The 25,510-nt window shown below is 59.5% G+C and carries 25 protein-coding genes; 21 read left to right on the forward strand and 4 right to left on the reverse strand.

The genetic code is table 11. The features are described 5' to 3' along the window. The first annotated feature begins 25 nt into the window (after nucleotides 1-25). From BN871_RS03125 to thiI, 5 genes are all read left to right on the forward strand, one after another. Nucleotides 26-241 carry a DUF1540 domain-containing protein gene (locus BN871_RS03125; protein WP_021877508.1) on the forward strand — a complete coding sequence of 72 codons (216 nt, stop codon included), beginning with the start codon at nucleotides 26-28 and terminating at the stop codon, nucleotides 239-241. Between the two features lie 6 nt (nucleotides 242-247). Beyond that, nucleotides 248-637, forward strand: coding sequence for a hypothetical protein (locus BN871_RS03130; RefSeq protein WP_048744420.1), 390 nt, complete (start codon nucleotides 248-250; stop codon nucleotides 635-637). Between the two features lie 156 nt (nucleotides 638-793). Beyond that, nucleotides 794-1,504, forward strand: a complete 711-nt coding sequence (locus tag BN871_RS03135) for a lytic transglycosylase domain-containing protein (protein WP_332310197.1) — start codon at nucleotides 794-796, stop codon at nucleotides 1,502-1,504. A gap of 147 nt (nucleotides 1,505-1,651) precedes the next feature. After that, nucleotides 1,652-2,833 carry a cysteine desulfurase family protein gene (locus tag BN871_RS03140; RefSeq protein WP_021877505.1) on the forward strand — a complete coding sequence of 394 codons (1,182 nt, stop codon included), beginning with the start codon at nucleotides 1,652-1,654 and terminating at the stop codon, nucleotides 2,831-2,833. After that, the gene (gene thiI, locus BN871_RS03145) at nucleotides 2,834-4,069 is read left to right on the forward strand and encodes a tRNA uracil 4-sulfurtransferase ThiI (RefSeq protein WP_048744422.1); all 1,236 of its coding nucleotides are present in this window, start codon (nucleotides 2,834-2,836) and stop codon (nucleotides 4,067-4,069) included. A 57-nt stretch (nucleotides 4,070-4,126) separates the two neighbouring features. On the opposite strand, the gene BN871_RS03150 is transcribed toward thiI, so the two are convergent. After that, nucleotides 4,127-4,819 (reverse strand): TerC family protein, encoded by a 693-nt coding sequence (locus BN871_RS03150; RefSeq protein ID WP_021877503.1) that lies wholly within the window; start codon nucleotides 4,817-4,819, stop codon nucleotides 4,127-4,129. Nucleotides 4,820-5,096: 277 nt separating this feature from the next. On the opposite strand from BN871_RS03150, the gene BN871_RS03155 reads away from it, so the two are divergent. The 5 genes from BN871_RS03155 to BN871_RS03175 all read left to right on the forward strand — a co-directional run bounded on the left by BN871_RS03155 (nucleotide 5,097) and on the right by BN871_RS03175 (nucleotide 9,934). Beyond that, nucleotides 5,097-5,771 (forward strand): TerC family protein, encoded by a 675-nt coding sequence (locus BN871_RS03155; protein WP_232312782.1) that lies wholly within the window; start codon nucleotides 5,097-5,099, stop codon nucleotides 5,769-5,771. Between the two features lie 164 nt (nucleotides 5,772-5,935). Further along, nucleotides 5,936-6,418 (forward strand): hypothetical protein, encoded by a 483-nt coding sequence (locus tag BN871_RS03160; RefSeq protein WP_021877501.1) that lies wholly within the window; start codon nucleotides 5,936-5,938, stop codon nucleotides 6,416-6,418. Between the two features lie 52 nt (nucleotides 6,419-6,470). After that, nucleotides 6,471-8,309, forward strand: coding sequence for a translational GTPase TypA (gene typA / locus BN871_RS03165; RefSeq protein WP_048744425.1), 1,839 nt, complete (start codon nucleotides 6,471-6,473; stop codon nucleotides 8,307-8,309). A 144-nt stretch (nucleotides 8,310-8,453) separates the two neighbouring features. Continuing rightward, nucleotides 8,454-8,753 (forward strand): YlaH-like family protein, encoded by a 300-nt coding sequence (locus tag BN871_RS03170; protein ID WP_048744427.1) that lies wholly within the window; start codon nucleotides 8,454-8,456, stop codon nucleotides 8,751-8,753. A 122-nt stretch (nucleotides 8,754-8,875) separates the two neighbouring features. Beyond that, nucleotides 8,876-9,934, forward strand: coding sequence for an LCP family protein (locus tag BN871_RS03175; protein ID WP_069202438.1), 1,059 nt, complete (start codon nucleotides 8,876-8,878; stop codon nucleotides 9,932-9,934). 264 nt (nucleotides 9,935-10,198) lie between these two features. Here BN871_RS03175 and BN871_RS03180 read toward each other — a convergent pair whose 3' ends face one another. After that, nucleotides 10,199-10,765 carry a YhcN/YlaJ family sporulation lipoprotein gene (locus BN871_RS03180; protein ID WP_021877498.1) on the reverse strand — a complete coding sequence of 189 codons (567 nt, stop codon included), beginning with the start codon at nucleotides 10,763-10,765 and terminating at the stop codon, nucleotides 10,199-10,201. A gap of 128 nt (nucleotides 10,766-10,893) precedes the next feature. Between BN871_RS03180 and BN871_RS03185 the strand changes: the two genes are divergently transcribed. Both BN871_RS03185 and BN871_RS03190 read left to right on the forward strand, forming a co-directional pair. Then, complete coding sequence (locus BN871_RS03185) at nucleotides 10,894-12,225, forward strand: PhoH family protein (protein ID WP_021877497.1); 1,332 nt, start codon at nucleotides 10,894-10,896, stop codon at nucleotides 12,223-12,225. A gap of 339 nt (nucleotides 12,226-12,564) precedes the next feature. Next, entirely contained in the window at nucleotides 12,565-13,812 is a 1,248-nt protein-coding gene (locus BN871_RS03190) for an extracellular solute-binding protein (RefSeq protein ID WP_021877496.1), read from the forward strand. Nucleotides 13,813-13,839: 27 nt separating this feature from the next. On the opposite strand, the gene BN871_RS03195 is transcribed toward BN871_RS03190, so the two are convergent. Beyond that, nucleotides 13,840-14,967 carry a hypothetical protein gene (locus BN871_RS03195; protein ID WP_021877495.1) on the reverse strand — a complete coding sequence of 376 codons (1,128 nt, stop codon included), beginning with the start codon at nucleotides 14,965-14,967 and terminating at the stop codon, nucleotides 13,840-13,842. Nucleotides 14,968-15,267: 300 nt separating this feature from the next. Further along, nucleotides 15,268-15,504 carry a DUF2626 family protein gene (locus BN871_RS03200; protein WP_048744429.1) on the reverse strand — a complete coding sequence of 79 codons (237 nt, stop codon included), beginning with the start codon at nucleotides 15,502-15,504 and terminating at the stop codon, nucleotides 15,268-15,270. 265 nt (nucleotides 15,505-15,769) lie between these two features. Between BN871_RS03200 and BN871_RS03205 the strand changes: the two genes are divergently transcribed. From BN871_RS03205 to BN871_RS03245, 9 genes are all read left to right on the forward strand, one after another. Beyond that, nucleotides 15,770-16,414 carry an RsfA family transcriptional regulator gene (locus tag BN871_RS03205; RefSeq protein ID WP_021877493.1) on the forward strand — a complete coding sequence of 215 codons (645 nt, stop codon included), beginning with the start codon at nucleotides 15,770-15,772 and terminating at the stop codon, nucleotides 16,412-16,414. A gap of 107 nt (nucleotides 16,415-16,521) precedes the next feature. Further along, nucleotides 16,522-17,469, forward strand: a complete 948-nt coding sequence (locus tag BN871_RS03210; RefSeq protein WP_048744431.1) for a ketopantoate reductase family protein — start codon at nucleotides 16,522-16,524, stop codon at nucleotides 17,467-17,469. 79 nt (nucleotides 17,470-17,548) lie between these two features. Continuing rightward, on the forward strand, nucleotides 17,549-17,878 hold the full coding sequence (locus BN871_RS03215; RefSeq protein WP_232312783.1) for a DUF3397 domain-containing protein: 330 nt from the start codon (nucleotides 17,549-17,551) through the stop codon (nucleotides 17,876-17,878). Between the two features lie 105 nt (nucleotides 17,879-17,983). Beyond that, entirely contained in the window at nucleotides 17,984-19,636 is a 1,653-nt protein-coding gene (bshC, locus tag BN871_RS03220) for a bacillithiol biosynthesis cysteine-adding enzyme BshC (RefSeq protein ID WP_048744433.1), read from the forward strand. 61 nt (nucleotides 19,637-19,697) lie between these two features. Then, a complete protein-coding gene (locus tag BN871_RS03225; RefSeq protein WP_048744435.1) occupies nucleotides 19,698-20,963 on the forward strand; it encodes an adenosylhomocysteinase in 1,266 nt (421 codons plus the stop codon). A gap of 280 nt (nucleotides 20,964-21,243) precedes the next feature. Beyond that, a complete protein-coding gene (mraZ, locus tag BN871_RS03230) occupies nucleotides 21,244-21,681 on the forward strand; it encodes a division/cell wall cluster transcriptional repressor MraZ (protein ID WP_048744436.1) in 438 nt (145 codons plus the stop codon). A gap of 76 nt (nucleotides 21,682-21,757) precedes the next feature. Then, the gene (gene rsmH, locus BN871_RS03235) at nucleotides 21,758-22,714 is read left to right on the forward strand and encodes a 16S rRNA (cytosine(1402)-N(4))-methyltransferase RsmH (protein ID WP_048744438.1); all 957 of its coding nucleotides are present in this window, start codon (nucleotides 21,758-21,760) and stop codon (nucleotides 22,712-22,714) included. Between the two features lie 117 nt (nucleotides 22,715-22,831). Further along, on the forward strand, nucleotides 22,832-23,215 hold the full coding sequence (locus BN871_RS03240; RefSeq protein WP_021877487.1) for a cell division protein FtsL: 384 nt from the start codon (nucleotides 22,832-22,834) through the stop codon (nucleotides 23,213-23,215). Nucleotides 23,216-23,220: 5 nt separating this feature from the next. Continuing rightward, the coding region (locus tag BN871_RS03245; RefSeq protein WP_048744440.1) for a penicillin-binding transpeptidase domain-containing protein at nucleotides 23,221-25,510 on the forward strand (2,290 nt) is incomplete at its 3' end.

Raw genomic sequence — 25,510 nt, forward strand, 5'->3', positions numbered from 1 at the left:
TTCTTTGTAGCGGAGGTGATCGACTATGCCAAAAGGCGTAGCTTGCAGCGTATCGAACTGTGCGTTTTGGGGACAAGGCAACCAATGTGGCGCCGATGCCATCAACATCGAGATCGACCAGCATGCCCATGCGGATTTGACGGCCGAATTCGCCGATGAGGATCTTGGCGTCAACCACCAGGATTCAGCCAAGGAATCCTCCGCCACCTGCTGCCATACGTTCAAGCCGAAGGAAGGCTGAGGGCTTATGTCCGATCCATCGAGGCGCCGTCACGGAATTCGGAAGAAGCGGCATGAGGATTGGATCGCCCGCTCGCGCGAGCAATTCGGCGATGTGGAAACGGCTGCCGAAATCGCGCCGGCCCCGCATTCCGAATCCAGCGGCAGCCAAAGGCGCATCGAATCGCTGAAGCGCGAAGTCGTCTCGGCCGGCCGCTCGCTCGGCTGGACCGCACTCGTATTCGCCGTGCTATCCTGGCTGATCTGGCCGGCATTTATGGGAATTACGGCGGCCGTATTCGGTTATTTCGCCTTTTTCCAAGGCAGCCGGATGCTCGGCGGCATCGCGATGGCGATGGGCGGGCTGGCCGCCGCCGTTTATTTGATCTTACTGCCCTTATATTTGATGCTCGGCTGATTGCAGCCCGTCCTTTTTCCGAGGACGGGTTTTTTCGATCCGGCAGCGACCGAGACGCGACCGGTTGCGGCTAGCAGCTTAATCTTTGACCAGGCATTCATTTTGACTGGCGATAAACCGATATACATTTCATGACAATGGCTAGAGAGGAATGACATGATGTCCATCGACCCCCGCATCCTCACGACTTTGCTTAAACTGCAGCTGTCGCCGAGCCTGAGCCAGCTCACCGGCTCTTCCGCCTCCGGCACTTCGGCTGCCGGACAAACCTCGTTCGACCAGCTGCTGTCCCAGCTTTCGGCATCGGACCAGAGCGCATGGGCTGGCGAGGAAAACGACGATTCCTACGGCTATGGCATTCCGGCCCCGCTGCAGCTGCTGCAGACGGGCTTGCCCGGAGGCTTGGACTCGATGAGCGCGGCTGTCTCGGGATCAGCGGCGGACGGCTCCGCAGCGCCTTACGAAAGCATGATCCAATCTGCCGCAGCCCGCTACGGAGTATCCGAGTCGTTGATCAAGGCGGTGATCGGAGCGGAATCCTCCTTCAACCCGAGCGCCGAATCGTCCGCCGGGGCCAAAGGGCTCATGCAGCTGATGGACGGGACGGCAAGCGGGCTTGGCGTGACCGATCCGTTCGATCCGGCTCAAAATATCGACGGCGGCTCGAAATACTTGTCGTATCTGCTGCGCAAGTACGACGGCAGCGCGGCAACCGCGCTCGCAGCCTACAATGCAGGACCCGGAAAGCTTGACCGCCTCGGCATTTCCGATGAATCGTCCTTGAGCGCCCTTTTCTCCACCTTGCCGGCCGAAACCCAGCGTTATGTGGCCAAAGTGCTGGAGAAGGAAAGCTCGCTCCGCTTGTAACGCTACCTGTTTTGCGATACGATAGTGGGTGCCTGTTCAACATTCGGACATGTACCATGACCGCTGCTCCGAAGCTGTCCCGATCCGATCGGGGACAGCCGGCCAGGCGGTTTTTTTATTTTTTTGCCAAAAGGAGTCTTGGACTAAATGAACCCGGAAAAGGCTTGGCTTTACTTTGACCATTGCGCTTCGACGCCTCCTCATCCGGATGTCGTGCGGACGCTGGCAGAGGTCATGCAGCGGCATTACGGCAATCCGTCCTCTCTGCATCGCGCAGGCTTGGATGCGGACCGTCTCATCCGCCAGGCGAGAGAGCTGCTCGGCAAGCTGTTCGAGGTGGAAGCGGACGAGTGGATCTTCACTTCCGGAGGCACGGAGAGCAACCAGCTGGCCATCAAGGGCGCGGCGAGAGCGAATCGTTCCAAAGGCAGCCATTTGATCACCTCCGTCACGGAGCACGCCTCGGTGCTGGAGGCGTTCCGCCAGCTGGAGAGGGAAGGCTTCGAGGTCACCTATCTGCCCGTGGATTCCATAGGCCGGATCAGCGTGGAGCAGCTCCGCGATGCCATGAAGCCGGGCACGATTCTGGTCAGCCTGATGCAGGTCAACAACGAGACGGGAGCCGTGCAGCCGATTGCGGAAGCGGGGAGCCTGCTGCGGGGCTGTCCCGACACCCTGTTCCATGTCGACGGCGTCCAGAGCATCGGCAAGCTGCCCGTACGGCTGAGGGAGTGGGGGATCGATCTGTTCAGCGGTTCGGCCCATAAGCTTCGCGGTCCGAAGGGCAGCGGATTCCTGTACGTCCGTGGAGGCGTAAGGCTGGAGCCGCTGCTTGGAGGGGGCGAGCAGGAGAGCGGCTTCCGGCCCGGTACGCAGAACGTGCCGGGCATCGTTGCTTCCGCCAAGGCGGTCCGCCTGTCCATGGAATCCAGGGAAGAGCGCGCGCGCAAGCTGGGCGGACTGAGAAGCCGCCTATTGGACCGCATTGCCCTGCTGCCGGAGCTTGAAGTGAACGGGGATTCCGCACCGGATTCGCCTTATCAGGCGCCGCATGTGCTCAACTTCTCCTATGCCGGCATGAAGCCTGAAGTGCTCGTCCATGCACTGGAGGAGGCGGGCATGCTCGTCTCGACCAAGTCTGCCTGCTCCTCCAAGGACGACAAGCCGAGCGGCGTGCTGCTGGCGATGGGCTATCCAAGGCACAGGGCGGCAGCGGGAATCCGTGTGAGCTTCGGGGACGAGCACGGGCCGGAGGATATCGACCGGCTGGCGGACGCCCTGGCCGAAGCGGTCCGCCGGCTGAAGCCCCTTGAAAGGAATGGGAGATAAATGATTTATGACTTCATAACCGTCCGGTTCGGCGAGATTACGCTGAAGGGCCGCAATCGGGGAAGGTTCGAGCAGCAGCTGCTGCGGCATGTTCAAGATGCGCTCGGGCATATGCCCGAACTTGAGTTCAACAAAACGTACGGACGAATCTATATCAAGCTGAACGGGGCTTCGTACGAAGAAGCTGCCGCCGGACTGGGCAAGGTGTTCGGCATCCATTCCTTCAGCCCGGTGAAGAGGACCGAGTCGGATGCCGACTCGATCCGGGAGACGGCGCTGGAAGTATGGAAATCGCTGCCGAAGGAGCCTGCGACCTTCAAGGTGTCCACCAAAAGAGGATGGAAAGGCTTTCCGCATCCGTCCTATGACATGAACCATATCGTCGGCTCAGCCATACTGCGGGCTTACCCCGGCCTCGCCGTGGACGTGCATCGTCCCGAGACGGAGCTGCGGGTCGACATCCAGCCGGAAGGAACGTACCTTTATTGCGCGAGCGAGCCTGGCGCAGGAGGATTTCCGTACGGAACGAACGGGAAAGCGATGCTGCTGCTGTCGGGCGGAATCGACAGTCCCGTCGCCGCTTGGTCCGCCATGCGCAAAGGGCTGGAGCTGGAGGCGGTGCACTTCCACAGCTATCCGTTCACGAGCGAGCAGTCGACGGACAAGGTCATCGAGCTTGCGCGCCGGCTGTCGGTGTATGCCGGCAAGCCGCTGAAGCTCCATCTCGTTTCGTTCACGGATATCCAGACCCGCTTTACGCAGACGGGCCAGGAGCACTTGACCATTACGCTCATGAGACGCTCGATGCTCGCCATCGCGGAGCTGCTGGCGGAGAAGCATGGAGCGGGAGCCGTCGTGACAGGCGACAGCCTCGGACAAGTGGCGAGCCAGACGCTCGGAAGCATGAACGTCATCGGCCGCACGCTGTCGCTGCCGCTGCTGAGGCCGCTCGTCATGATGGACAAGCAGGAAATCATCGACAAGGCCGTACAGATCGGCACGTACGAGACTTCCATTCTTCCGTTCGAGGACTGCTGCACGCTGTTCGTGCCGAAATCCCCGAGCACGAATCCCAATCTGCGCGTGGTGGAGCGCACCGAGCAGTCGATCGAGGGGCTGGGGGACATGGTGAGGCTCGCTGCGGAGAATACGGAGACGATCGTCCTGAGCCGAGGCGAAATCATCAAGCGCAAATCTGCGGTCTTGCAGGAATCCGAGGACCGGGATTGGTTCTAGGACCGGCCTCAACTAAAAAAAGCCCGCCGGCATATTTCCGGCAGGCTCCGGGAGACTCTAATGGGTCTCCCTTTCTTTTTGCTGCGAATTCATTTTGTTCTTCCGCATCCAGTTGGTCAGCAAGCCTGCTCCAAGGATGAGGGCGATGACGATGAGGATGAACACCCATTCCGGCATCGGACGGCCGTCGAACAGGTGGGCGACCTTCGGCTCTCCGGCAATCATATGTCCGGCCGTATAGCCAAGAACGGCTGCGCCGACGTACAGAATCCAAGGGAGCTTCTCGATCAGCTTGATGAACACCGTGCTGCCCCATACGACGATCGGGATGCTGATAAGAAGGCCGACGATGACGAGCCAGATGTTGCCATGCGAAGCGCCTGCAACGGCGAGCACGTTGTCGATGCCCATGGCTGCGTCCGCGACGACGATTGTTCCGATCGCGGCGCCGAGCGTGCCCCCCGCCTTGATATTGTCATGGCTGCTGTCCTCTTGCACCAGCAGCTTATAAGCAATCCAGATCAGCAGGAGACCGCCGGCAAGATGGAGCCACGGAACATCAAGGAGATAAACGACGAGCACCGTCGCGACCATGCGGATGGCGATCGCGCCGAACGTTCCCCAGATGACCGCTTTTTTCTGCTGTTCCTTGGGCAGGTTGCGGGCCGCGAGGGCGATGACGATCGCGTTGTCTCCGGCAAGCATAAGATCGATGAAAATGATGGTCAGCAGAGGCCCTAACCAGTCCATACAAGCTCCTCCTTCAAGTTCTCTTCGTTAAACCTCATAAGTACCTACCCTTATACGGGGGCGTTCGGACAATGGATTCATTTTTTTTAGCAGTCAGAATTTATTTCGTGCCGATGGAATTCCGCATCTTCGCTTGCACCCCGGAATTCCGGCACCGCCGTTAGGAGCCAAAGAAGCAGGAATCGGAGCGGCGGGCGCGCGCAGCGGGAGGAAGGAAGGCCGCCTGCATATTTCCGCAAGCTTGGACATACCTCTGAAATAGAAAGGGGATGTACGGGTGGACAATCTCTGGATTTTTCTGCAAATCATCATGATCAACATTCTGCTCAGCGGGGACAATGCCGTCGTCATTGCGATGGCCAGCCGCCAGCTGCCCTCGCAGCAGCGCGAGCGCGCCGTATGGTGGGGATCCTTCGCCGCTGTCGGGCTGAGATGCCTGCTGACGCTCGCCGCCATCTCTCTGCTGCAGCTCCCTTACCTGCAGGCCGCAGGCTCCGTGCTGCTGGTATGGATCGCCGTCAAGCTGCTGCATGACGCCGAAGCGGGAAGGCGTCCCGGCACTTCCGGAGCGAGGCCGGCTGTCGCCGCAACCTTGGCCGGCGCCGTATGGACGATCGTCACGGCGGATTTCATCATGAGCCTCGACAATGTGCTTGCCGTTGCCGCCGTGGCGGACGGCGAACCCGTACTTATGATGCTCGGAATCGTCCTCAGCATACCGATGATCATCTGGGGCAGCCATGTGCTGGGCAAGCTTCTGGCCCGCTACCCGTCGCTCGTCTACGCAGGCTCCGGCCTGCTCGGATACGCAGCCGGCGAAATGCTCGTCTCCGATCCCGGCCTGCATGCCGTCTTCGCACGGATTCCGCTCGCCCATGCCGCTATCCCGGTGCTGTTCATTCCGCTCGTCATCGTGCTCGGCATCGCGACGATGAAGAAAAACCGGCCATGACTTTCCGCCGCTTGCGGCGACCCGAAGCCCGCTTCGGGTTTATTTCATTTCCCTGCTTGTTCCTGCTGGTATTTTTATTGCACTTCCTATAGAATAAGAAAGATATGAGCTGTCGTCTTCTGCCGTTGCTTCGGCAGGCGTTATGGGAAACGGGGGGATAGAAATTGATTCGCAATCAATATTCCGCCGGAATTGTTATCCTGCTGGCAGGGATTTTCATTCTTCTGGGCAGATTGGGAGTTTTCAGCTTTATCGGTTCGGTTTTTTGGCCGCTCTTCGTGCTGATTCCGGGCGTTCTGCTGCATGTGCTCTACTTTGGCCGGCTGATTCCTGCGGCAGCGCTGGTTCCGGGCGGTATGTTGTCCGTATATGCACTGGTGTTCCTGTTTAGCAACTGGTTCGGATGGGGGTACATGAAATTTCTGTGGCCTTTCTTCATTCTTGGACTGGCCGTCGGGCTGTATGAATACTACATGTTCGACTCTTCCCACCCAAAAAGCGCCTATTCGATCGCCTTGATCCTGGGCATCGTATGGGCGGCCTGCATGGCTTTCGTACTGCTTTGGAGCTGGGGTATTTACCTCATCGCCATCGTGCTTGTCGCTGTCGGCGGCTGGATGATGATGAGCAAGCGTGTCCGCTGGTAAGCTGGATGTCGGTCTATTTTTGAACACAAAGAGATGGAGTGGATTAGAAGTTATGCAAGCAAGAGAGAACATTCGCAATATCGCCATTATCGCGCACGTCGACCACGGCAAAACGACGCTTGTCGACAAGCTGCTGCAACAGTCCGGAACGTTCCGCGACCACGAAGTCGTCCATGAAAGGGCGATGGACTCCAACGATCTGGAGCGGGAGCGCGGCATTACGATTCTGGCGAAAAACACCGCGATCAACTATAAGAACTACCTCATCAACATCGTCGATACTCCCGGGCACGCCGACTTCGGCGGCGAAGTGGAGCGCATCATGAAGATGGTCGACGGCGTTCTGCTCGTCGTGGACGCTTTCGAAGGCTGCATGCCGCAGACGAAGTTCGTTCTGCGCAAAGCTCTCGAGCACAACCTGACCCCGATCGTCGTCCTGAACAAGATCGACCGTCCGAACGCGACTCCCGAGGCTGTCGTGGACGAGGTTCTCGACCTCTTCATCGAGCTTGGCGCCAATGACCAGCAGCTTGAATTTCCGGTCGTGTACGCTTCCGCTCTCATGGGCACATCCAGCATGACCCTGGATAAGCAGGACGAGAACATGGAAGCCATGTACGAAACGATCGTCCAGCATATCCCGCATCCGACCGAGAGCGTCACGGATCCGCTGCAATTCCTCGTCACGCTGCTTGACTATAACGAATACATGGGCCGCATCGCGATCGGCCGCGTCAACCGCGGCGTCATCCGCCAAGGCCAGACGGTCGCCGTCATGACCCGCGAAGGCGGAATCAAGCAAGCCCGGATCGAGAAGCTGTTCGGCTTCCAGGGACTGAAGCGCGTCGAGGTCGAGGAAGCGGCCGGCGGCGACATCGTCGCCATCGCAGGCATCAAGGACATCAACATCGGCGAGACGATCGCGGATCCCGCGAAGCCTGAAGCCCTGCCGGTGCTGGAGATCGACGAGCCGACGCTGCAGATGACGTTCCTCGTCAACAACAGCCCGTTCGCCGGACGCGAAGGCAAGTGGGTCACTTCCCGCAAGCTTCGCGAGCGCCTCTACAAAGAGCTCGAGACCGACGTCGCGCTGCGCGTCGAAGATACGGACAGCCCGGACGTCTTCATCGTATCGGGCCGGGGCGAGCTTCACCTCGGCATCCTGATCGAGAACATGCGCCGCGAAGGATACGAGCTGCAGGTTTCCAAGCCTGAGGTCATCGTCAAGGAAATCGACGGCGTGAAATCCGAGCCGTACGAGCGCCTGCTCATCGACGTTCCGGAAGAAAGCATGGGAGCCGTCATGGAGAGCCTTGGAACGCGCAAAGCGGAAATGGTCAACATGGTCAACAACGGCAACGGCCAGGTCCGCCTGGAATTCATCATTCCGGCACGCGGCCTGATCGGCTACCGGACCCATTTCCTGACGCTGACGCGCGGCTACGGCATCATGAACCATGCCTTCGACAGCTACGGTCCGATCGCCGGCTCCGGAGTCGGCGGACGCCACCAAGGCGTTCTGGTCGCAACCGAGAACGGCGTATCGACCTTCTACGGCATGATGGGCGTAGAAGACCGCGGCATTCTGTTCCTGGAGCCGGGCACGGAGATTTACGAAGGCATGATCGTCGGCGAGCATAACCGCGACCAGGACATCGTCGTCAACATCTGCAAGGAAAAGCAGCTGACGAACATCCGCTCCGCGACGAAGGACGATACGGTCCGGCTCAAAACGCCGCGCACGTACAGCCTCGAAGCTGCGCTGGAGTACCTCAACGACGACGAATACTGCGAAATCACGCCTAAATCCATCCGGATGCGCAAGAAGCTCCTGAACAAGAGCGAACGCGAGCGTGCCGAGAAGCAGCGCAAAACTTCAGCAAACGTATAATCGGTTCAAGCGGCTTGCCTGAATCATGAACGTAACAGCGGCGATTGGGGCCGGCCAGCCGGCCGGCATCCAAATTCGCCGCTTGTTCGTCTTTATGATATCGGGCCTGCCGGCATTGATATCCACTCAAGGAGGAGAACTGGGATGCAGCATTGGCTCAGCGAGCATGCGCTCGTATCGTATATCCTGATTCTGGCAGGGGTTATCTATATCTTCAACAAGGTATTCCGTCCGCAGCAGCGCTTGCCGATTCTCAAGGAAATTCTGGTCTACGTCATCATGGCTATCGGTTCGGCCATTCTGGTCGTCTTCCAGATCGACAAGCTTCCGATCATTCAATGCATGGCGGTTGCCGTCCTGCTGATGTTCATGCTGAGGATCCGGCAGTTCAACGACCGCCGGCAAGCCAAACGCCAAAATGCGCCTGGAGCCGGAGAAAGCTAGGCAGGCCCGAAATACGATGGAAGCAAGTGGCCTCCGCCCTTGACGGCGGGGGACATAGCGCTGTGAAGAAAGGAAATCCGAGGCAGGATGACGGTTCCTTTCGGACAGATGAAGGAGAATTTATGACTACTGGCAACGGATCTCCCCCGCGCCGGCCGGGCAGCAGCCCGCCGGCAGGACGAGGCGCCCGCAATGGCGCCGTCAAGAAACGCAAGCCCCGGTTTTGGATGCGAAGGTTCATGCTGTTCGCCGCTCTGCTTGTTTTCATTGCGGTCGGTTACGGCGTCTATCTGTTCATGGACGCGAACAAGGCCATCAAGGAGATGAGCTACGGCACGAGCTCCGAAGTCGGCTCGATCGGCAGCAGCCCGTTCGGCATGCTGGTCATGGGAGTCGATACGCGGGGAGAAGGGGGCTTGCTGAATACCGATGTCCTTATGGCGGCTGCGTTCAATCCCAAGACCAAAAGCGCGGTCGTCGTCTCCATTCCGCGCGATTCCCGAATAGAGGTCAAAGGCTACAAAACCCGCAAGGTCAACAGCTATTATTCCGCTTTTCTGCGCAATGCCAAGAGCGAAGGGAAGGGCATCTCCCAAGAGAGCGCGGAGCATGCCGCAGCCAAGGGGATGAAGGAGGCCATTGGCCGTTTTCTCGGCATTCCGATCGCCTATTCGGCGAACGTCAACTTCCAGGGCTTCGCCGACGTGGTGGATGCGCTCGGAGGCGTGAACGTCAACGTGGACATGGATATGGACTACGACGACCATGCCGGCCAGCCCGGCGGCACAAGCATCCATCTGCGCAAGGGCGAGCAGAAGCTCGGCGGCGAGGATGCGCTTGGATTTGTGCGCTACCGCAAATCCAACGACGGCAAGAACATGTCGAGCGACTTCGAGCGCAACGAGCGCCAGGAGCAGGTCGTCGGGGCGATTACGGACCGGATGATGTCGGTGCCGGGCCTGCTGCGCCTGGGCAATGTATTTGGAGCCGTCGGAGGCAATGTGAAGACGGATATGCCCGCATCGGATATTCGGGAAATGATGAGGGTATACTTCGGCATCTCCAAGGAGGATATTACGTTCATTCCTTTGACCGGAGAGTGGAGAAGCCCCTATGTGTATCTGGACGAGGCCGTCGTTGCGAAGGCGAGCAAGGCGCTCCAGTCCAAACTGGATGAATGACCGTCGTGGACGGCGCATACGTATGTTATACTACAACTACGAAGCCGACATCAGGATCCGATTCTAATTCCGGGAGGCAGGGCGAATGGCGGAGCTCCTTGCGCATGGCGGCATCATGATTTCCGTAGGCCGTGCATCGGCATCCGGCACGCGCCTTCATGGCAGAGGCCCGTCCTCTGCGGCTTGGCCATGGGAACTCGCCGTTCCTCCAAAGCCAAAAAAGCCTAGTGACCTGTCACTAGGCTTTTTGCGCTTTGGCGCCGCTCAGCGATGTGCAGCCGGCGCGGCGGCTTTGTGCATGCCGTCCATCGGAGCTGGCGATGCGGCATTCCGGTTTTCCGGAGCCGTATTGCGAGGCAGCTGCGGCACGATGCGGCCGACGATGTCGGCCATTTCCTCCGCGAAGCCTTGAATCGGGCGTCCGCGGCGGATGTCGGCGCCCAGCTCCGACAGCCGCTGGTTGACGTCCATGTCCGCCGTCACGATGGCTCGGACGCCGACCGGGTCATTGCGAAGCGCTTGGGCGACGGCATACTTGATCGTTCCGACACGGGAGCGGTCGACGCTGCCGTCGACATCGATGCCGACGACGGCTGTGTTGCCGGCCACGACCGCATGGGCTTTGCGCACGCCCTCCACCCGGGAGGCGAGTTCCTCCAGGTGCTTGGCCGCCTGGGCCGAGCCGACCGTTTTTTCCGGCTCTGGATCGGTTTGCTTCGTACGAATACGCTGGTCTTCAGCAGGGGAAGGAGAATCGCCCTTATGGGCGACCGTGCCGCAGCCGGTCGCCGTCAGGCATAGAATCAAAGCTGCCGACAGCCATTTTTTCATGTTAGGGACACCTGACCTTTCCGTCGATGCTTGATCGTAGAACCGAACCTAGTTTGTCCCTGTTCCGGTAGGGCTATGTAACCATCGCATGTGGACCGGAATTATAAGGCGCCAGGAGGGGTTGCTTCGTGACCAAAATCTTCGTACTGGATACAAATGTGCTGCTTCATGATCCGCAGGCTCTCTACGCTTTCGACGACAACGAAGTCATCATTCCGGCTGTCGTGCTGGAGGAGATCGATTCCAAAAAACGGCTGGCCGACGAGCTGGGGCGCAATGCGCGCCATGTGTCGCGGCTGCTTGACGGAATGAGGGAAGAGGGCAGGCTGCATGAAGGCATTCCGCTCCCGAGGGGCGGACTGCTCAAGGTGGAGCTGAACCACCGCAGCTATGTACGGGTGCAGGAAATGTTCGGGGAGATGTCCAATGACAACCGCATTCTGGCTGTCGCCCTGAATTACCATATGGAGGAAGAAGAGGATGGAGCGGGCCGCGACGTCGTGCTCGTCAGCAAGGATGTGCTGGTGCGGATCAAGGCCGATGTGCTCGGCCTGCAAGCCGAAGATTATTTGTCCGATCGGGCTGTGGAGCCGTCGGATGTGTACACGGGGACGGCGACCTTGTTCGTCCATCCGTCCATCATCGATGAGTTTTATTCCTACCGGTTCCTGAGCATCAAGAGCCTGCAGCTGTCCTCCAGGCTCCATCCCAACGAATTCATCATTCTGAGGGATGAGCTCGGCACTTCCAAGAGCGCCCTGCTGAAGGTAAGCCAGGATGGGGCGAGGCTGGAGCCGCTGTACCTGAGCAATGATCCCGTCTGGGGCATCACCGCCCGCAACGCCCAGCAGCGGATGGCGCTGGAGCTGCTCCTGAACGACGATATACCGCTCGTGACGCTGACCGGCAAGGCGGGTACAGGCAAGACGCTGCTTGCTCTCGCGGCCGGTCTGCTCAAGATCGAGGATGAGCATAAATACAAGAAGCTGCTGATCGCGCGTCCCGTCGTCCCGATGGGCAAGGATATCGGCTACCTCCCGGGAGAGAAGGACGAGAAGCTGCGCCCATGGATGCAGCCGATCTACGACAACCTGGAATTCCTCTTCGATACCAAGAAGTCCGGCGATATCGACAAGATTCTGATGGGACTCGGCAGCATTCAGGTCGAGGCGCTGACCTATATCCGCGGTCGCTCCATCCCGGGCCAGTTCATCATCATCGACGAGGCGCAGAATCTCAGCCGGCATGAGGTGAAGACCATTGTCTCCCGCGTCGGCGAGGGGAGCAAGATCGTGCTGATGGGCGATCCCGAGCAGATCGACCATCCGTATCTGGATTCCATGAGCAACGGTCTGACCCATATCGTCGAAAGCTTCAAGCAGGAAGGGCTGAGCGGGCATATCAACCTGGAAAAGGGAGAGCGCTCCAAGCTGGCTCAGCTTGCGGCCGACCTGCTTTAGAGATGAGGGAATACGCCTCCTGCATTGCGGGAGGCCTTTTTTGTCGTCTGACCGATGCCGGGCATTCGGCCAAAGCGGGAAATGAGGGAGCGGCCATGCCGCTGTCTGTCGTCGGCCTCCGCTGTCTTGCGCGGTGCTCGGCTGCCTGCATGCTGTTCCCGCCTGCACGCTGTTCCTCCTTTCAAGAGGCTTTTGAAGTCCTAGTCTCTCGGCCCCAACCTATGCGGAAGGGAATTGCTGCAAGGAGCATCCGGCCTATTTTTTTACCCGGCCGGGCAGACAGATACCGGAAACTTTGATAGGATGAAGGAAGACAGGTCCGAAAGGAGGGCGGCGTCGATGGCGCGAAAAAAATACCTGCTGCTGCCGGGAGCCGCTCTCGCCGCCGCTCTGCTGCTCGTTCAGCAGGAGCATCCCGCCGAGGATCCTCCGGGCGGCGCTCAGCCTTCCGCTGTCTGGGACGAGCCTCCTGCCGGCGGCGGTGAAAAAGCCGAGCAGCGCGAACGGCTGACTGTAAGCGTTTCCCTGGATGAACAGGAATACGCCGCTCTGTCGGAACGAAGCCGCCTGTGGTCGCAGAAGCATCCCGGCTGGGATATCCAGCTGGTGAATTCTCCCCCGGCAGAGACGGGAACAGGCGAGTGGAGGCGCCGGGCGCTGCTTGGAGAGGCGGGAGACATCGTGCTCCTGCCGAGCTCGGAGATCATCCCTCTAGCTGCAGCCGGCGTCCTTCTGCCGCTGGACAAGCTGATGGGGGGCAGCGCCGGCTTCGGAGGAAGCGGGGCATTCTGGGAGCCGCTTTACTGGAACGGCTACTTATGGGGAGTGCCCCGGGATGCGGACCCGGATGTGCTGGTATGGAAGGACAGCAAGCTGATGGAGGCAGCTCTGACGCGGCCTCCGTCGGCATGGGAAGAGTTGCAGCTGGCTGCCGGCGGCCATCCCGGCGTCGCCACCGTCCTGATCGGAAGAGACGATGCGGGAGCAGCCGCAGCATGGGTTGCCGGATGGAAGCCGGAAGCCGGGGCCGAGCAGCTGCCGGAGCGCCTCAAGCAGGCGCTGTCGGGCAGAGGGGATGGCGGCAGGATGCAGGCTTACTCCTCCTATGAGGAAGCGGAGGCGGCTCTGGCAGCGGGAAAAGCATTTTCCGCCATCCTTCCGTGGTCCGAATACAGGCGATGGAATCCTGGAGAAGGTTTTACGCCCGATTACCGCCTGGCACTCGATACCGCCTCGCTGCGAATGCGGAGTTATGGAATCATGGCCACGAGCGCAAATCCCGACGCCGCTGCGGCCTGGATCGCGGGAGTGACGGAGACGGCTGCCGGGAAGGAGTCTGCAGATGAGGCGTACAGGCTGCTGCCGAAGCAGAGCCTGTACGCCGGAGACTCATCCGGAGATGGCGGCTTTCCGGCAGACTGGCAGCCGCAGCTGTTCCAGGGCAAGGAGGGGCGGCTTCGGCTACACGGGGCCGACTTGCTGGCACCGCTCTGGAAATCTTATTGGAACGCCGGGGGCGGAATGTCGCCGGAGCAGCTGGCGTCTTCCTGGCTTCAAGCCATCGAAAAGCGGCCCTCCGTAAAATGAGGGCCGCCATTCGGCGATGCTTTATATTCACAATGAGAAGCCGAACCGGATGACAAGCTCATGCTCCTCGACCTGGACGGAGGTCACTTTGAGGAAGGAAATGAACTTGCCGGGATAAAAGCCGACGTCGAAAGTCCGCAATAACTCATCCATCGTCTCCCGGGGCAGCTTGTAGCCGTTGAAGACGAGCTCATCCATCCGGAACTTGATGCCGTTTTTGGGTGTATCCACGACTTCATAAATGCCGGAAGCCTCCACGCTCATGGACCCGTCGCTTCCTCCCGCCTGGACCTTGCCGTCCCCGAACCGGAACTGGAAGCCCTTGAGGCTGTCATCCTGCTCGGCGAGGAAGGAATTCAGCGCATCATCCGGCAGCCGGAGCGTGTAGCCGCCGCTTTCCAGCTTGACATAATCGGGATGGTTCTCGAGCCAGGCGGGCAGCTTGTTCATCGCCTTGGACATCAAGCGGAAGTAGGCCTGGACTTCGGCCCGTCCGCTGTTCTGCCATATTTCGCCCAGCTGGGCGATCTGCCGTTTCGCGGCTTCCGGATCGCTGCTGCCTCCGATGCCTTCCTGGAGCTGGCGATCCAGCTCCTCGGCGCGGGCTTTTTGCTGCAGCAGATTCTGCTCGGCTGCGTCAAGCTCTGCTTTTTGCCGCTGAAGCTCCGCTTGGCTTGACCTCAGCTCCTCGGATTCGGCCCGGTATTCCGCGATCGCCTTCCTGTCCCCGTCCATCAGCAAATCCATCATGTCCACGATACGGAACAAATCCCCGAGATTGCGGATTTGAAACAAAGCGTTCCATAGCATGTCCTTGCGGCCGGTGTAATAGCGGCTCAGCGCTTCTCCCGCTCTTTGCTTGCGTTCGCGAAGCTGCTCCTCCTGCTGCTTCAGCTGGAGGGTGGAAGCGTCGAGCCGCTTTTGCAGCGCGTCCTTGCGGCTGGCGATCCGCTCCAAATCCCGGTCCAGCTCCAGGACGGCGAGGCTTTTCTCCATCAGCTGGCGGTCATCGTCCGAGGAAGGGACGGGTACGGCTTGCGCATAGGCCTGGTCCGCGCCGATCGGTCCGGAGAAGGGGAACGCCCCAGGCAGCGGGCTGAGAAGGAGGACTGCCAGCAGGGAGAGAAGGATCCGGCCAGGGAGTCTTGTTTTCATGGCGTCTTCGGAAGATCCCCTCCTTCTTGTCCGAGGCCATTGAAAAAGTTGTCGCTGCGTTCACGGATCATTCTTCCGATCGCTGTTGTCCCCGTATTTCTCTGATTCCTGCCGTTTTTGCGGTCGAAATCCGGTGACAAACGTTTCTCCAGAACGATTCCGCGACTTTCGCTTGTTTTTCATCGGCCTTCTTGTCCATCGGGTTCCTTCTTACCTTATGCCGTCTTGAGCCCTCAGATGCAAAGAACCGCCCGGACAGAAGTCCGGGCGGTTCTTGTGCGTGAAGGCCTTGGGGCTGAATCAGAACGGCAATCCCATCTTGAAGACGGTCCAATAGCTGAAGCCCAGGAAGGTGAGAATCATATAGGCCCAGAACATCAGTATGTAGGTGCGCTCCGTAAAGTTCAGGTAGCCCAAGAAGAAGAAGGCGATGGCTTGGAAGAAGAACAGAAGCGAAAACTCCGTCATATCTCCAGCGAAGGCCATGAGGGCGATCACAAGACACCAAAAGCCAAGTACGCGAAACATGCGCGCCATGAGGTAATCCCCCTCTCCATCTCGTGTTGCATGCTAAAGAACATTATAGCGTTTCAGGCAATCACTGTAAACCGCTTTCGCAGGTTCCTCGAAGCCTTTTTTGCTTGTCCGCCGCCTGCCGCTTCTAGGATTGCCCCCATAAAGGACGAATATGTATGAGCCTCTGCAAAATTGGAAATACAATTTAGTAACGATAGATTCTATGAACTCTACCAAGGGCATAGGGATAAAGAAAGTGCGTTTACGTTAGGAGGTTGTAGCGAGCATGACAGCAGTCAGGCAAGATGCATGGAGCCCGGACGACGATCTGATTCTCGCCGAGGTGACACTAAGACATATCCGCGATGGCGGTACCCAGCTCGGAGCATTCGAAGAGGTGGGGGAGAAGATTGCCAGAACGCCCGCGGCCTGCGGGTTCAGATGGAACAGCTGCGTACGCAAGCGGTATGAGGAAGCGATTCAGCTCGCCAAGCAGCAGCGGCAGAAACGGAATTATTTGAAGAAACAGGCGCCGGCTGCCTCCCATGTTTCCGCCTTGGCGGAACCGGCTGCCGAGCCTGCAGCCTTGCTCGATTCGGCATACGGCGACGATGCGATCGCGGTCGAAGCCGTCATCCGGTATTTGAAGCAATGGAAAACAACCTTCTCCGACCTGCAGCGGCATGTCAAGCGCCTGGAGAGAGAGCTGTCCAGCCGCAACGAGGAGCTGAGCAGCCTCAGGGAGATCAACGACCGTCTGTCCCGGGAAGCGAACCATGTCCAGCTGGACTATCAGTCCGTCAACGACGACTACAAGACCTTGCTTCAGATCATGGACCGCGCGAGGCGCCTCACGGTGCTGAACGAGGACGACGAGCTGAAGCCGCGATTCAAGATGGATGCCAACGGCAACCTGGAGCGCATTGAGTGATGCCATGCGAACGGTTCTTCCGATCAACCGGAAGGGCCGTTTTTTTTGCTGCCGCGGATGCTTGCGCCATCCGGGTCTGGTACAATCGCCGAAGGAGGAATGAAGCCATGAAAATAACGGTCATAGGAGCAGGCTCGATCGGACTTCTCTACGCGGCGCGCTTGTCGCTGGCGGGAGAGGATGTGCGCGCGCTCGTCCGCACGAGGCGGCATGCCGAGGCGCTGCGGGAGGACGGAATCACGCTCAAGACGCATGAAGGGGAATTCGCCGTCCCCATCGAAGCGGCAGCGCTGGAGGATGCCGGCAACGGCAGCGGCCGCGGAAATGCTATGGAGCCCCGCTGGTTCATCCTCAGCGTCAAGCAGACGGCGCTTGACGCGCCGCTGCTTGGCCGGTTGGCCCTGCTGGCCGGCCCGCAGGACGCCATGCTGTGCCTTCAGAACGGAATCGGACATATGGAGCGCCTGAATCAGTCTCTTCCCGATGTCGCTCTCTATGCGGGCGTGACGAGCGAAGGAGCGATGAGGGAAGACGCCCGGACGGTGATCCATACCGGTCTCGGGGAGCTCCATTACGGCGCGGCGAACGAAGCGGCGTCCGCCAGCCGCGCGGCGAAGCTGCGAGGGATGTGGCAGAAGGCCGCGGACAAGGCAGGAATCGCCGCTTTTTTGTCGAACGATATGGAAAACCGCATTTACCGCAAGCTGCTGCTCAATGCCGTGATCAATCCGCTTACCGCGCTGTACGGAATCCGCAACGGAGAGCTTCCGTCCCATCCGCAGGCCGGCAAGCTGATGGAAGCGCTGCATGAGGAGACGGCGGCCATTCTCGCCCGTGCCGGATTGGCGCTCGACGGCAGCGAGCGGGCACGCCTGCTGGAAGTATGCCGGCTGACCGCCGGCAACGTCTCTTCCATGCTGGCGGATATAAGGGCAGGCCGCAGAAGCGAGATCGACAGCATCAACGGGGCGGTTGCTTCTCTGGCCGGAACGCTCGGTGTGGACGCTCCGCTCAACCAAGCCGCCGCAGCGATGGTAAAGGCGCTGGAACCGTAGGAAAGGGCGATGTCCGTGTTCGTTTGGGAAAGCTTGAAAACAGCTTACGCACTGCTCGCGATGATACCTTTTATACCCTTTGCGCTTCATTTTTTTCACTGCCCGGGCTGTTACCGGGGACCGCAAGCGATCGCTGCGGCTGGCGATGGATATTACGACCGCTCTGCTGATCGGATGCGTCGCGGTGCTGTTCAACCGGATTTTCTCCAATTCGTTCGGCCTGTACGGCATTCTGCTCGTCATGCTCATCGGCGGCGGCCTGCTCGGCAACCTTCAATTCCGCAAGCGCGGGCAGGTCGATGTCCGCAAAATATTCCGCGCGATTTGGCGGCTCGGTTTTTTCGCCATGGGAATCATGTACATCGTTCTCATGGCGGCCGGCATCGCCCAGCATATGTTCCGGGTGTAGCAGAATCTGTACTAATTTCGGTTACGGTTTTGACGGGTACCCGCTCAAGGTGTACAATCGTAGCGAAAGCTTCGCATTTACAGCTGGGGGGTTGCAGGTTACCCGATGAATATGGAGACGATTTGCCTGCCTTTTGGCCAGCCGCTTGCCGATGATTACATCGGCCGCAAGCGCGAGGCGCTTGAGCCGCTGCTCGGCTATCATGCCGCAGATGAGGAACATTGGAAGACGCGGCTGCGCCGGCTCAGAAATCATGAAGGCTTGCGTGCCGACAGCCGAAGCGTGGCTGCCGCAGTGAAGAAGTACCAAGAGCCGTTCGGACTATCCGAACAGGTCCGCTCCAATCTGGAATTGCTGGAGCAAGGGTCGCCCGTCGTCGTCGGCGGCCAGCAGGCCGTACTGTGGACCGGTCCCTTGATGATCATACATAAGGCGGTGACGATCCTGCAGACCGCCGAATGGGCATCACGCCTGCTTGGCGAGACCGTCGTGCCGGTGTTTTGGATCGCCGGCGAGGATCACGACTGGGACGAGGCCAGCCAGACTTTCGTGCCCGATGCCGGAGGGACGGGTACCCGCAAGCTGTCCACGCCAAGACCGGGCAGCGGCCGCTCTTCCGTCAGCCGGACGCAGCTCGATCCCGGGATGCTTGGGGAGGCGCTCGCCCAGCTCGAAGCGGCTCTGCCCGACAGCCCGCATAAGCTTGCGCTGTGCGCCGAGCTGCGGCACGGCTCGGAGAGCTGCAGGACGCTGACGGAACTGTTCGCCTTGATGCTGAACGCCTTGTTCGGAGAGAAGGGACTGCTCCTCGTCGATGCCGACGATCCGGGACTGCGCAGCCTGGAGGGGCCGATGTTCTCCGAGCTCGTATCGCGCAACGCCCAGCTCGAGCAGGCATTCCTTGCGGGCACCGCCAGTGTGGAAGAGCTTGGATACAAGCCGCAGGCCGACCTTGCGGAAGGAGGCGCCAACCTGTTCCTCTTCCACCAAGATGGGGAAGCCGGCGCCGAAGAGAGGGTGCTTCTCCACCGCAGAGGCGACCGTTTCGAGGATCGCAAGGGACTCGTCTCGCTCAGTTCCCGAGAACTGGCGTCCATCGCCGAGCGGCAGCCTGAGCGGCTGAGCAACAATGTGTTCACGAGACCTCTCATGCAGGAGTTTCTGTTCCCTGTCCTCTCGACGGTGCTTGGTCCCGGAGAGATCGCCTATTGGGCTCAGACCGGGGCCGCATTCCGCGAACTGGGGATGGAGATGCCGATCCTGACGCCGCGGCTCTCCTTCACGCTGCTGGAACCGGCAGCGGCCAAAACGATGGAGGCGTACGGAATCTCCTTTGAAGACGCTCTCGGCGGAATCGAAGCCAAGAAGAAGCAGTGGCTCGCCGGCAGCGGACATTACGGCATCAGCGAGCGCTTCCAGGAAGCGCTGCTGCGCATGCGGGACGCCTACAGCCCTGCGCTGGCGATGGCCGCATCCGTGGAGAAGGGGTTGGCGGATCTTGGCGAGAACAACTGGAGCCGCATTGCCCGTGAAATCCAGTACATGGAAGACAAGACCAAAAAAGCGCTGGAGAGCAGGGAGCAGACCGCACTGGACCGGATGGATGCGCTCGGAACGGCAGTATGTCCGGAAGGCCGTCCGCAGGAGCGGGTTCTGGCATCCGTGTACTATTTGAACGTATATGGCCGCAGATGGCTGGACGTTTTGCTCGCGGCTCCTTTCGAGCCTTGCGCGGGACATAGGCTGGTACGCTTGTAAGCAGCGGCGGCCCGGCGCCGTCCGACATCAGAATGGAATCATGGAAGGTGTGAAAGCAGCTATGACAATCGACGCAAAAGAAGTCAGCATCGTGGCCGACAGGTCGCTGGCGGCGGAGGGCCGTCTCAAGATCGACTGGGTTCAGGCCCATATGCCCGTATTGAACGAGATCCGCGCCCAGTTCGAGAAGGAGCAGCCGTTCAAAGGGCTGAAGGTATCGATCTGCCTCCATCTGGAAGCCAAGACCGCCTATCTGGCGGAAGTGGTCCAGGCCGGCGGAGCCGAGGTGACCATAACGGGCAGCAATCCGCTGTCCACCCAGGATGATGTCTGCGCGGCGCTCGTGGAAGCGGGCATCACCGTGTTCGCCAAATACAATCCGGATCCTCGTGAGTTCAAGGACCTGATGGTCCGGGCGCTTGAGAGCAAGCCCGACCTCATCATCGACGACGGCGGCGACTTCGCTACGATTCTCCACTCCGAGCGTCCCGATCTGATGGTGAACATCCGCGGCGGGGCGGAAGAGACGACGACGGGCATCATCAAGCTGAAGGCGCTCCAGAAGGAAGGCGCGCTGAAGTTCCCGATGGTCGCGGTCAACGACGCCTACTGCAAGCATCTGTTCGACAACCGCTACGGAACGGGCCAATCCGCCTGGGACGGCCTGATCCGCACGACCAATCTGGTCGTGTCGGGCAAGACGGTCGTCGTCGTCGGCTACGGCTGGTGCGGCAAGGGCGTGGCGATGCGGGCCAAGGGACTAGGCGCCAATGTCATCGTGACGGAAGTCGACGCGATCAAGGCAGTCGAGGCCTACATGGACGGCTTCCAGGTCATGCCGATGATCGAGGCCGCCAAGCTGGGCGACATGTTCATCACCGTTACCGGCAACAAGGCCGTCATCAACGGCGAGCATTATCCCGTCATGAAAAACGGCGCCATTCTTGCGAACGCAGGCCACTTCGACGTCGAGTTCAGCAAGCCGGATCTGGCTGCGCTGGCTTCGGAGATCCGCACCGTACGCAAAAACATCGAGGAGTACAAGCTGGAGGACGGACGCAGCATTTATGTCCTTGCCGAAGGCCGCCTCGTCAATCTTGCCGCGGGCGACGGCCATCCGGCCGAAATCATGGATATGACCTTCGCGCTGCAGGCGGTCTCTCTCAAATACGTCAACGATTCCTACAAGGAGCTTGGGGCCAAGGTCATCAACGTTCCTTACGAACTGGATGAAAGAGTCGCGAGAACGAAGCTGAGCGCGCTCGGCATCGGAATCGACTCGCTCTCCGAAGAGCAGATCAACTATTTGGACAGCTGGTCTTCCTGACCGCTGCCTAAGCCGTCCCCGCGAGGGGCGGCTTTTTTTTAATGGGCGGTTTTCGATCTGTACTTTTACCTGCAAACAGGATGCTGATAGTCGCGTAACGAGAACAAGATACACGAGCATTATAGGCGAAAAGTTTCAAAGATGAGAAAATTTTTAGGTGAAAAAGTTTGGCCAAATCTTCGTTTTGAAGGAGGAAATAGAGTTCAGGCGGCGAATACCAATTTCCTAGTGGGGAGAAGTGGGGCAAAGTGGTGGAATAGGGGGAGGGAGTGGGGCGCCGATGTTTCTGGGAGAACACCAGCACAGCTTGGACGACAAAGGCCGGCTCACGATTCCATCCAAATTCCGCGAAGCTCTCGGCTCTACGTTTATCGCCACCCGTGGCCTGGACAACTGCCTCTTCGTGTATCCCCAGGCCGAATGGAGCGAGCTCGAGCAGAAGATCCGCCGCTTGCCGCTGATGAAGGCGGATGCGCGGGCGTTCAGCCGGTTCTTCTTTTCCGGGGCCGTCGAATTGGAGCTCGACAAACAGGGAAGGGTAAATTTGCCCAGCCATCTGACGGAGTATGCCAAGCTGCAGAAGGATTGCATGGTGCTCGGCGTATCCAGCCGGGTGGAAATATGGAGCAAGCCGGTGTGGGAAGGCTACTATCAGCAATCCGAGGATACGTTCAACGAAATTGCGGAAAAATTGACCGATTTCGACATTAATTTCTGATTCACGACATTAGTTTTGGATTAAGTATCGTTGTGCATCCTAGTCAGTCATCAAGAACCATCAGGAGGACACCCCTTTGTTTCATCACATTACCGTACTCAAGGAAGAGGCCGTAGAGGGCCTGAATATCCGTCCTGACGGCATATATGTCGACTGTACGCTCGGCGGCGCGGGGCATAGCGAGTTGATCGCTTCCCGGCTCTCCGGCAAAGGCCGGCTGATCGCCTTCGACCAGGACGACTGGGCTCACGACAACGCCAAGGTCAGGCTGGCTCCTTACATGGACCGGGTGACGCTTGTCCGGAGCAATTTCCGTTACTTGCAGGAACAGCTGACCATGCTTGCGGATATCCCGAAGAACGAGAATGGCGTGCCGCAAGTCGACGGGATCCTGTTCGATCTTGGCGTATCCAGCCCGCAGCTCGACGAGGCCGAACGAGGCTTCAGCTACAATCATGACGCTCCTCTGGACATGAGAATGGACCGCGAGGCGGAGCTCACGGCGCATGAAATTCTGAACCACTGGGAAGAAAGCGAGCTGGCGCGGATTTTTTACCGCTATGGGGAAGAGAAGTTCTCCAGGCAGATCGCGCGCGCAATCGTCAAGCAGCGGCAGTCCGAGGAGATCAAGACGACGGGGGAGCTGGTGGAGCTCATCAAGTCGGGCATACCGGCAGCGGCCCGGCGCACGGGAGGCCATCCGGCCAAACGAACGTTCCAGGCGCTTCGGATCGCCGTCAACGACGAGCTCGGAGCGGAGGAGGAAGCGCTCGAGCAGGCCGTGGCCTGCCTCGCTCCGAAGGGGCGGGTATCCGTCATCACGTTCCACTCGCTCGAGGACCGGATCTGCAAGCAGCTGTTCGCCGGATACCTGGAGAAATGCACTTGTCCGCCGGATTTTCCGAAATGCGTATGCGGCGGCACCGGCACGCTGAAGCTCGTCACCCGCAAGCCGGTTCTGCCCGGCGAGGAAGAGCTTGAGGCGAACCCGCGATCCCGGTCGGCGAAGCTCAGAGTCGCCGAGAAGCTGTAAGCCGGATGGCGGCAAAGCGCTTCCGGATCTGTGTCATTTCGCACATAAACTTCCAGGTGGTCTCTTATTCACCATGACGCAATGAAATTGAATCAACATGCAGGAGGGGAATCAGCTTTGGCTTACACGAGCGGCAACCTGGCGCTGCAGCCCAAACGAAAGCCGGAACAGCAGCCGGTAAAAGAGACAAAAACAGTCGTGAAGGTCAGGAGGATGATTCCTCCGGCTGAAATGCTTCGCTACCTGTTCTCGGTAGCTGTTATCGTCGGCCTTGTCGTCCTTATCATTTTCCGTTATGCGCAGGACTACCGCATGCAGCTTCAAATCAAAACGATGGACGCCACTTATGCCGAGTCGGTCGTAGATATGAAAGTGCTGCAAGCGGAGCTGGCCAAGCTGAACGATCCGGACCGGATCCGCGCCATGGCGATCGCGCAGGGCATGATCGAGCCGGAGCAGGCCGGCACTGAGGAAGCAGCCTCCGCCACGACGGGAAGGTAGCAGCCATGGATACCGTCAAGCGAATCAAACTGCGCACGCTGTTCGTCGGAGGGCTCATCACCCTCCTTTTTCTTGTTTTATTTACCCGCATCTTCTGGGTTCAGGTCGTCAAGGCCGACTTCTGGCTCGGCGAAGCGAAGAAGATCTGGGCGGCATCCGATACGATACCGGCGGAACGCGGGTCGATCACGGACCGCAACGGCAACCTGCTGGCGATGAACATTCCCGCTTATACCGTCGTCGTCAATCCCAAGGTCATCCAGGAGCTGGGCATCGAGGATCAGGTGGCGGACGGGCTCTCGAAAATACTGGGCAAGCCCAAAGCCGACATTGTCAAGCAAGTGAGCTTCCGCAATGCCAAGGGGGAATATTCCCAGTACCGCGAGCTGAGGCCGGAAGGGCTCAACATCGAGAAGAAGAAATCCGACGAGGTGGCCAAGCTCAGCGCGCAGATCAAGAAGGATCTGGAGGAAAAGCGCGGCAAGAAGATCAGCGGCAGCGACATGGGCATTACGCTGATCAAAGGCTCCAAGCGGTTCTACCCGAACAATACGCTTGCGGCGCATCTGCTCGGCTTCGTCAACAAGCAGGGCGATCCGGTCATCGGCCTCGAGGCGGACTTCAACGACGTCCTCAAGGGAACCGACGGCAAGATCGTATACGAGAAGGACGGCAACCGGGTTCAGGTGGACAACGGGACGGCCAAGCTCGTACCTGCCGTGAACGGCAAAAACATCAAGCTGACGATCGACAACGAGATCCAGCATTATGTCCAGGACGCGATCCAGGAAGCCTACGACCTTTACAAGCCGCAGAGCATTACGGCGATCGTGGCCGATCCGAATTCGATGGAGGTTCTGGGGATGGCGAATCTGCCGACCTTCAATCCCAATTCGTATTCGTCGTCGAACCCGATCAACTTCAACAATCTCGCCGTCGGCGGAACCTACGAGCCGGGCTCGACGTTCAAGATCGTGACGCTGGCCGGCGCCGTACAGGAGAAGATGTTCAATCCCAACGAGGAGTACATGTCCGGACGGATATCGGTGCCGGGTCAGGATGTCTACGACATCAAGCGCTCGGGATGGGGGCCGATCACCTATCTGGAAGGGCTGAAGCGCTCGAGCAACGTCGCGTTTGTCCATCTCGGAATGGAACGGCTCGGCAAGGAGAAGCTGACGGATTATATCCGCAACTTCGGCTTCGGCACCAAGACCGGCATTGAGATCAAGCAGGAGGTGCGCGGCAGCCTCAACATCCAGGGCAAGTCCGACGTCGCCCGCGCTTCCTTCGGACAAGGTCCGGTGTCGGTGACGCCGATCCAGCAGGTGGCGGCCGTCGCCGCCGTCGCCAACGGCGGCAAGCTGCTGAAGCCGCATATCGTGAAGGAAATCGACGATCCGGCCACGGACAAGAAGACGGAAACGCGGACGGAGCAGGTCCGCCAGGTCGTCACGGCGGAAACCTCGAAGCTTACGAGCGGCTTCCTGGAGCAGGTCGTGTCCGACAGCAAGATCGGCACCGGCCGCAACGCCGCCATTCCCGGCTACAGGGTAGCCGGCAAGACCGGCACCGCCCAGAAAATCGTCAACGGCACCTATTCCAAGGACAAATACGTCGTTTCATTCATCGGATATGCTCCGGTGAGCAACCCGCGCTTCGTCGTATACGTCATCGTGGATTCGCCCAGCGTCCCGGATCCCGGCGGCGGCAAGATCGCGGCTCCGGTATTCAAGAAGATCGTAACCCAGAGCCTGCGTTATATGGGCGTCAAGCCTGATGCGAGCGTGCCGCCGTCCCAGGACAAGAAGCAGCCGCTGACGGTGCCGGATCTGACCGGACTGACGCTTGCAAAAGCGCAGCAGGAGCTGAAGGCGAGAGGGCTGGCTTCAAAGGCCGTCGGCAAAGGCGCCAGCGTGCTGAAGCAGATGCCCGCCGCCGGGACGATCGTCTCGGACAGCCAGAGCGTCTATCTGGTGACGGAGGAGGAGAACAAGCTGCAGCTTCCTTCCCTTGCAGGCTCGTCGCTGCGCGAAGCGCTGCAGCTGTGCAGCTCCGTCGGCCGCAAATGCGTGACGGAAGGCGAAGGCTACGTCATCTCCCAGATGGAGGCCAAGCTGAATGGAGAGCCGGTCGTCAAGCTGATCCTGAAGCCTCCGGCGGGCGAAGAGGCTTCCGACGCCTCCGCTGCGGATGCAGCCGCGGCTGGCGGAAGCGCCTCCGGCTCGAAGCAGGACGGCGGAACGGATGCAGCGGGCGGCCAGCCGGATGACTCCAGCGGCGGCGGGGGAAGCG

The organism is Paenibacillus sp. P22 (assembly GCF_000469945.2).
GTDB lineage: Bacteria > Bacillota > Bacilli > Paenibacillales > Paenibacillaceae > Paenibacillus_O > Paenibacillus_O humicus.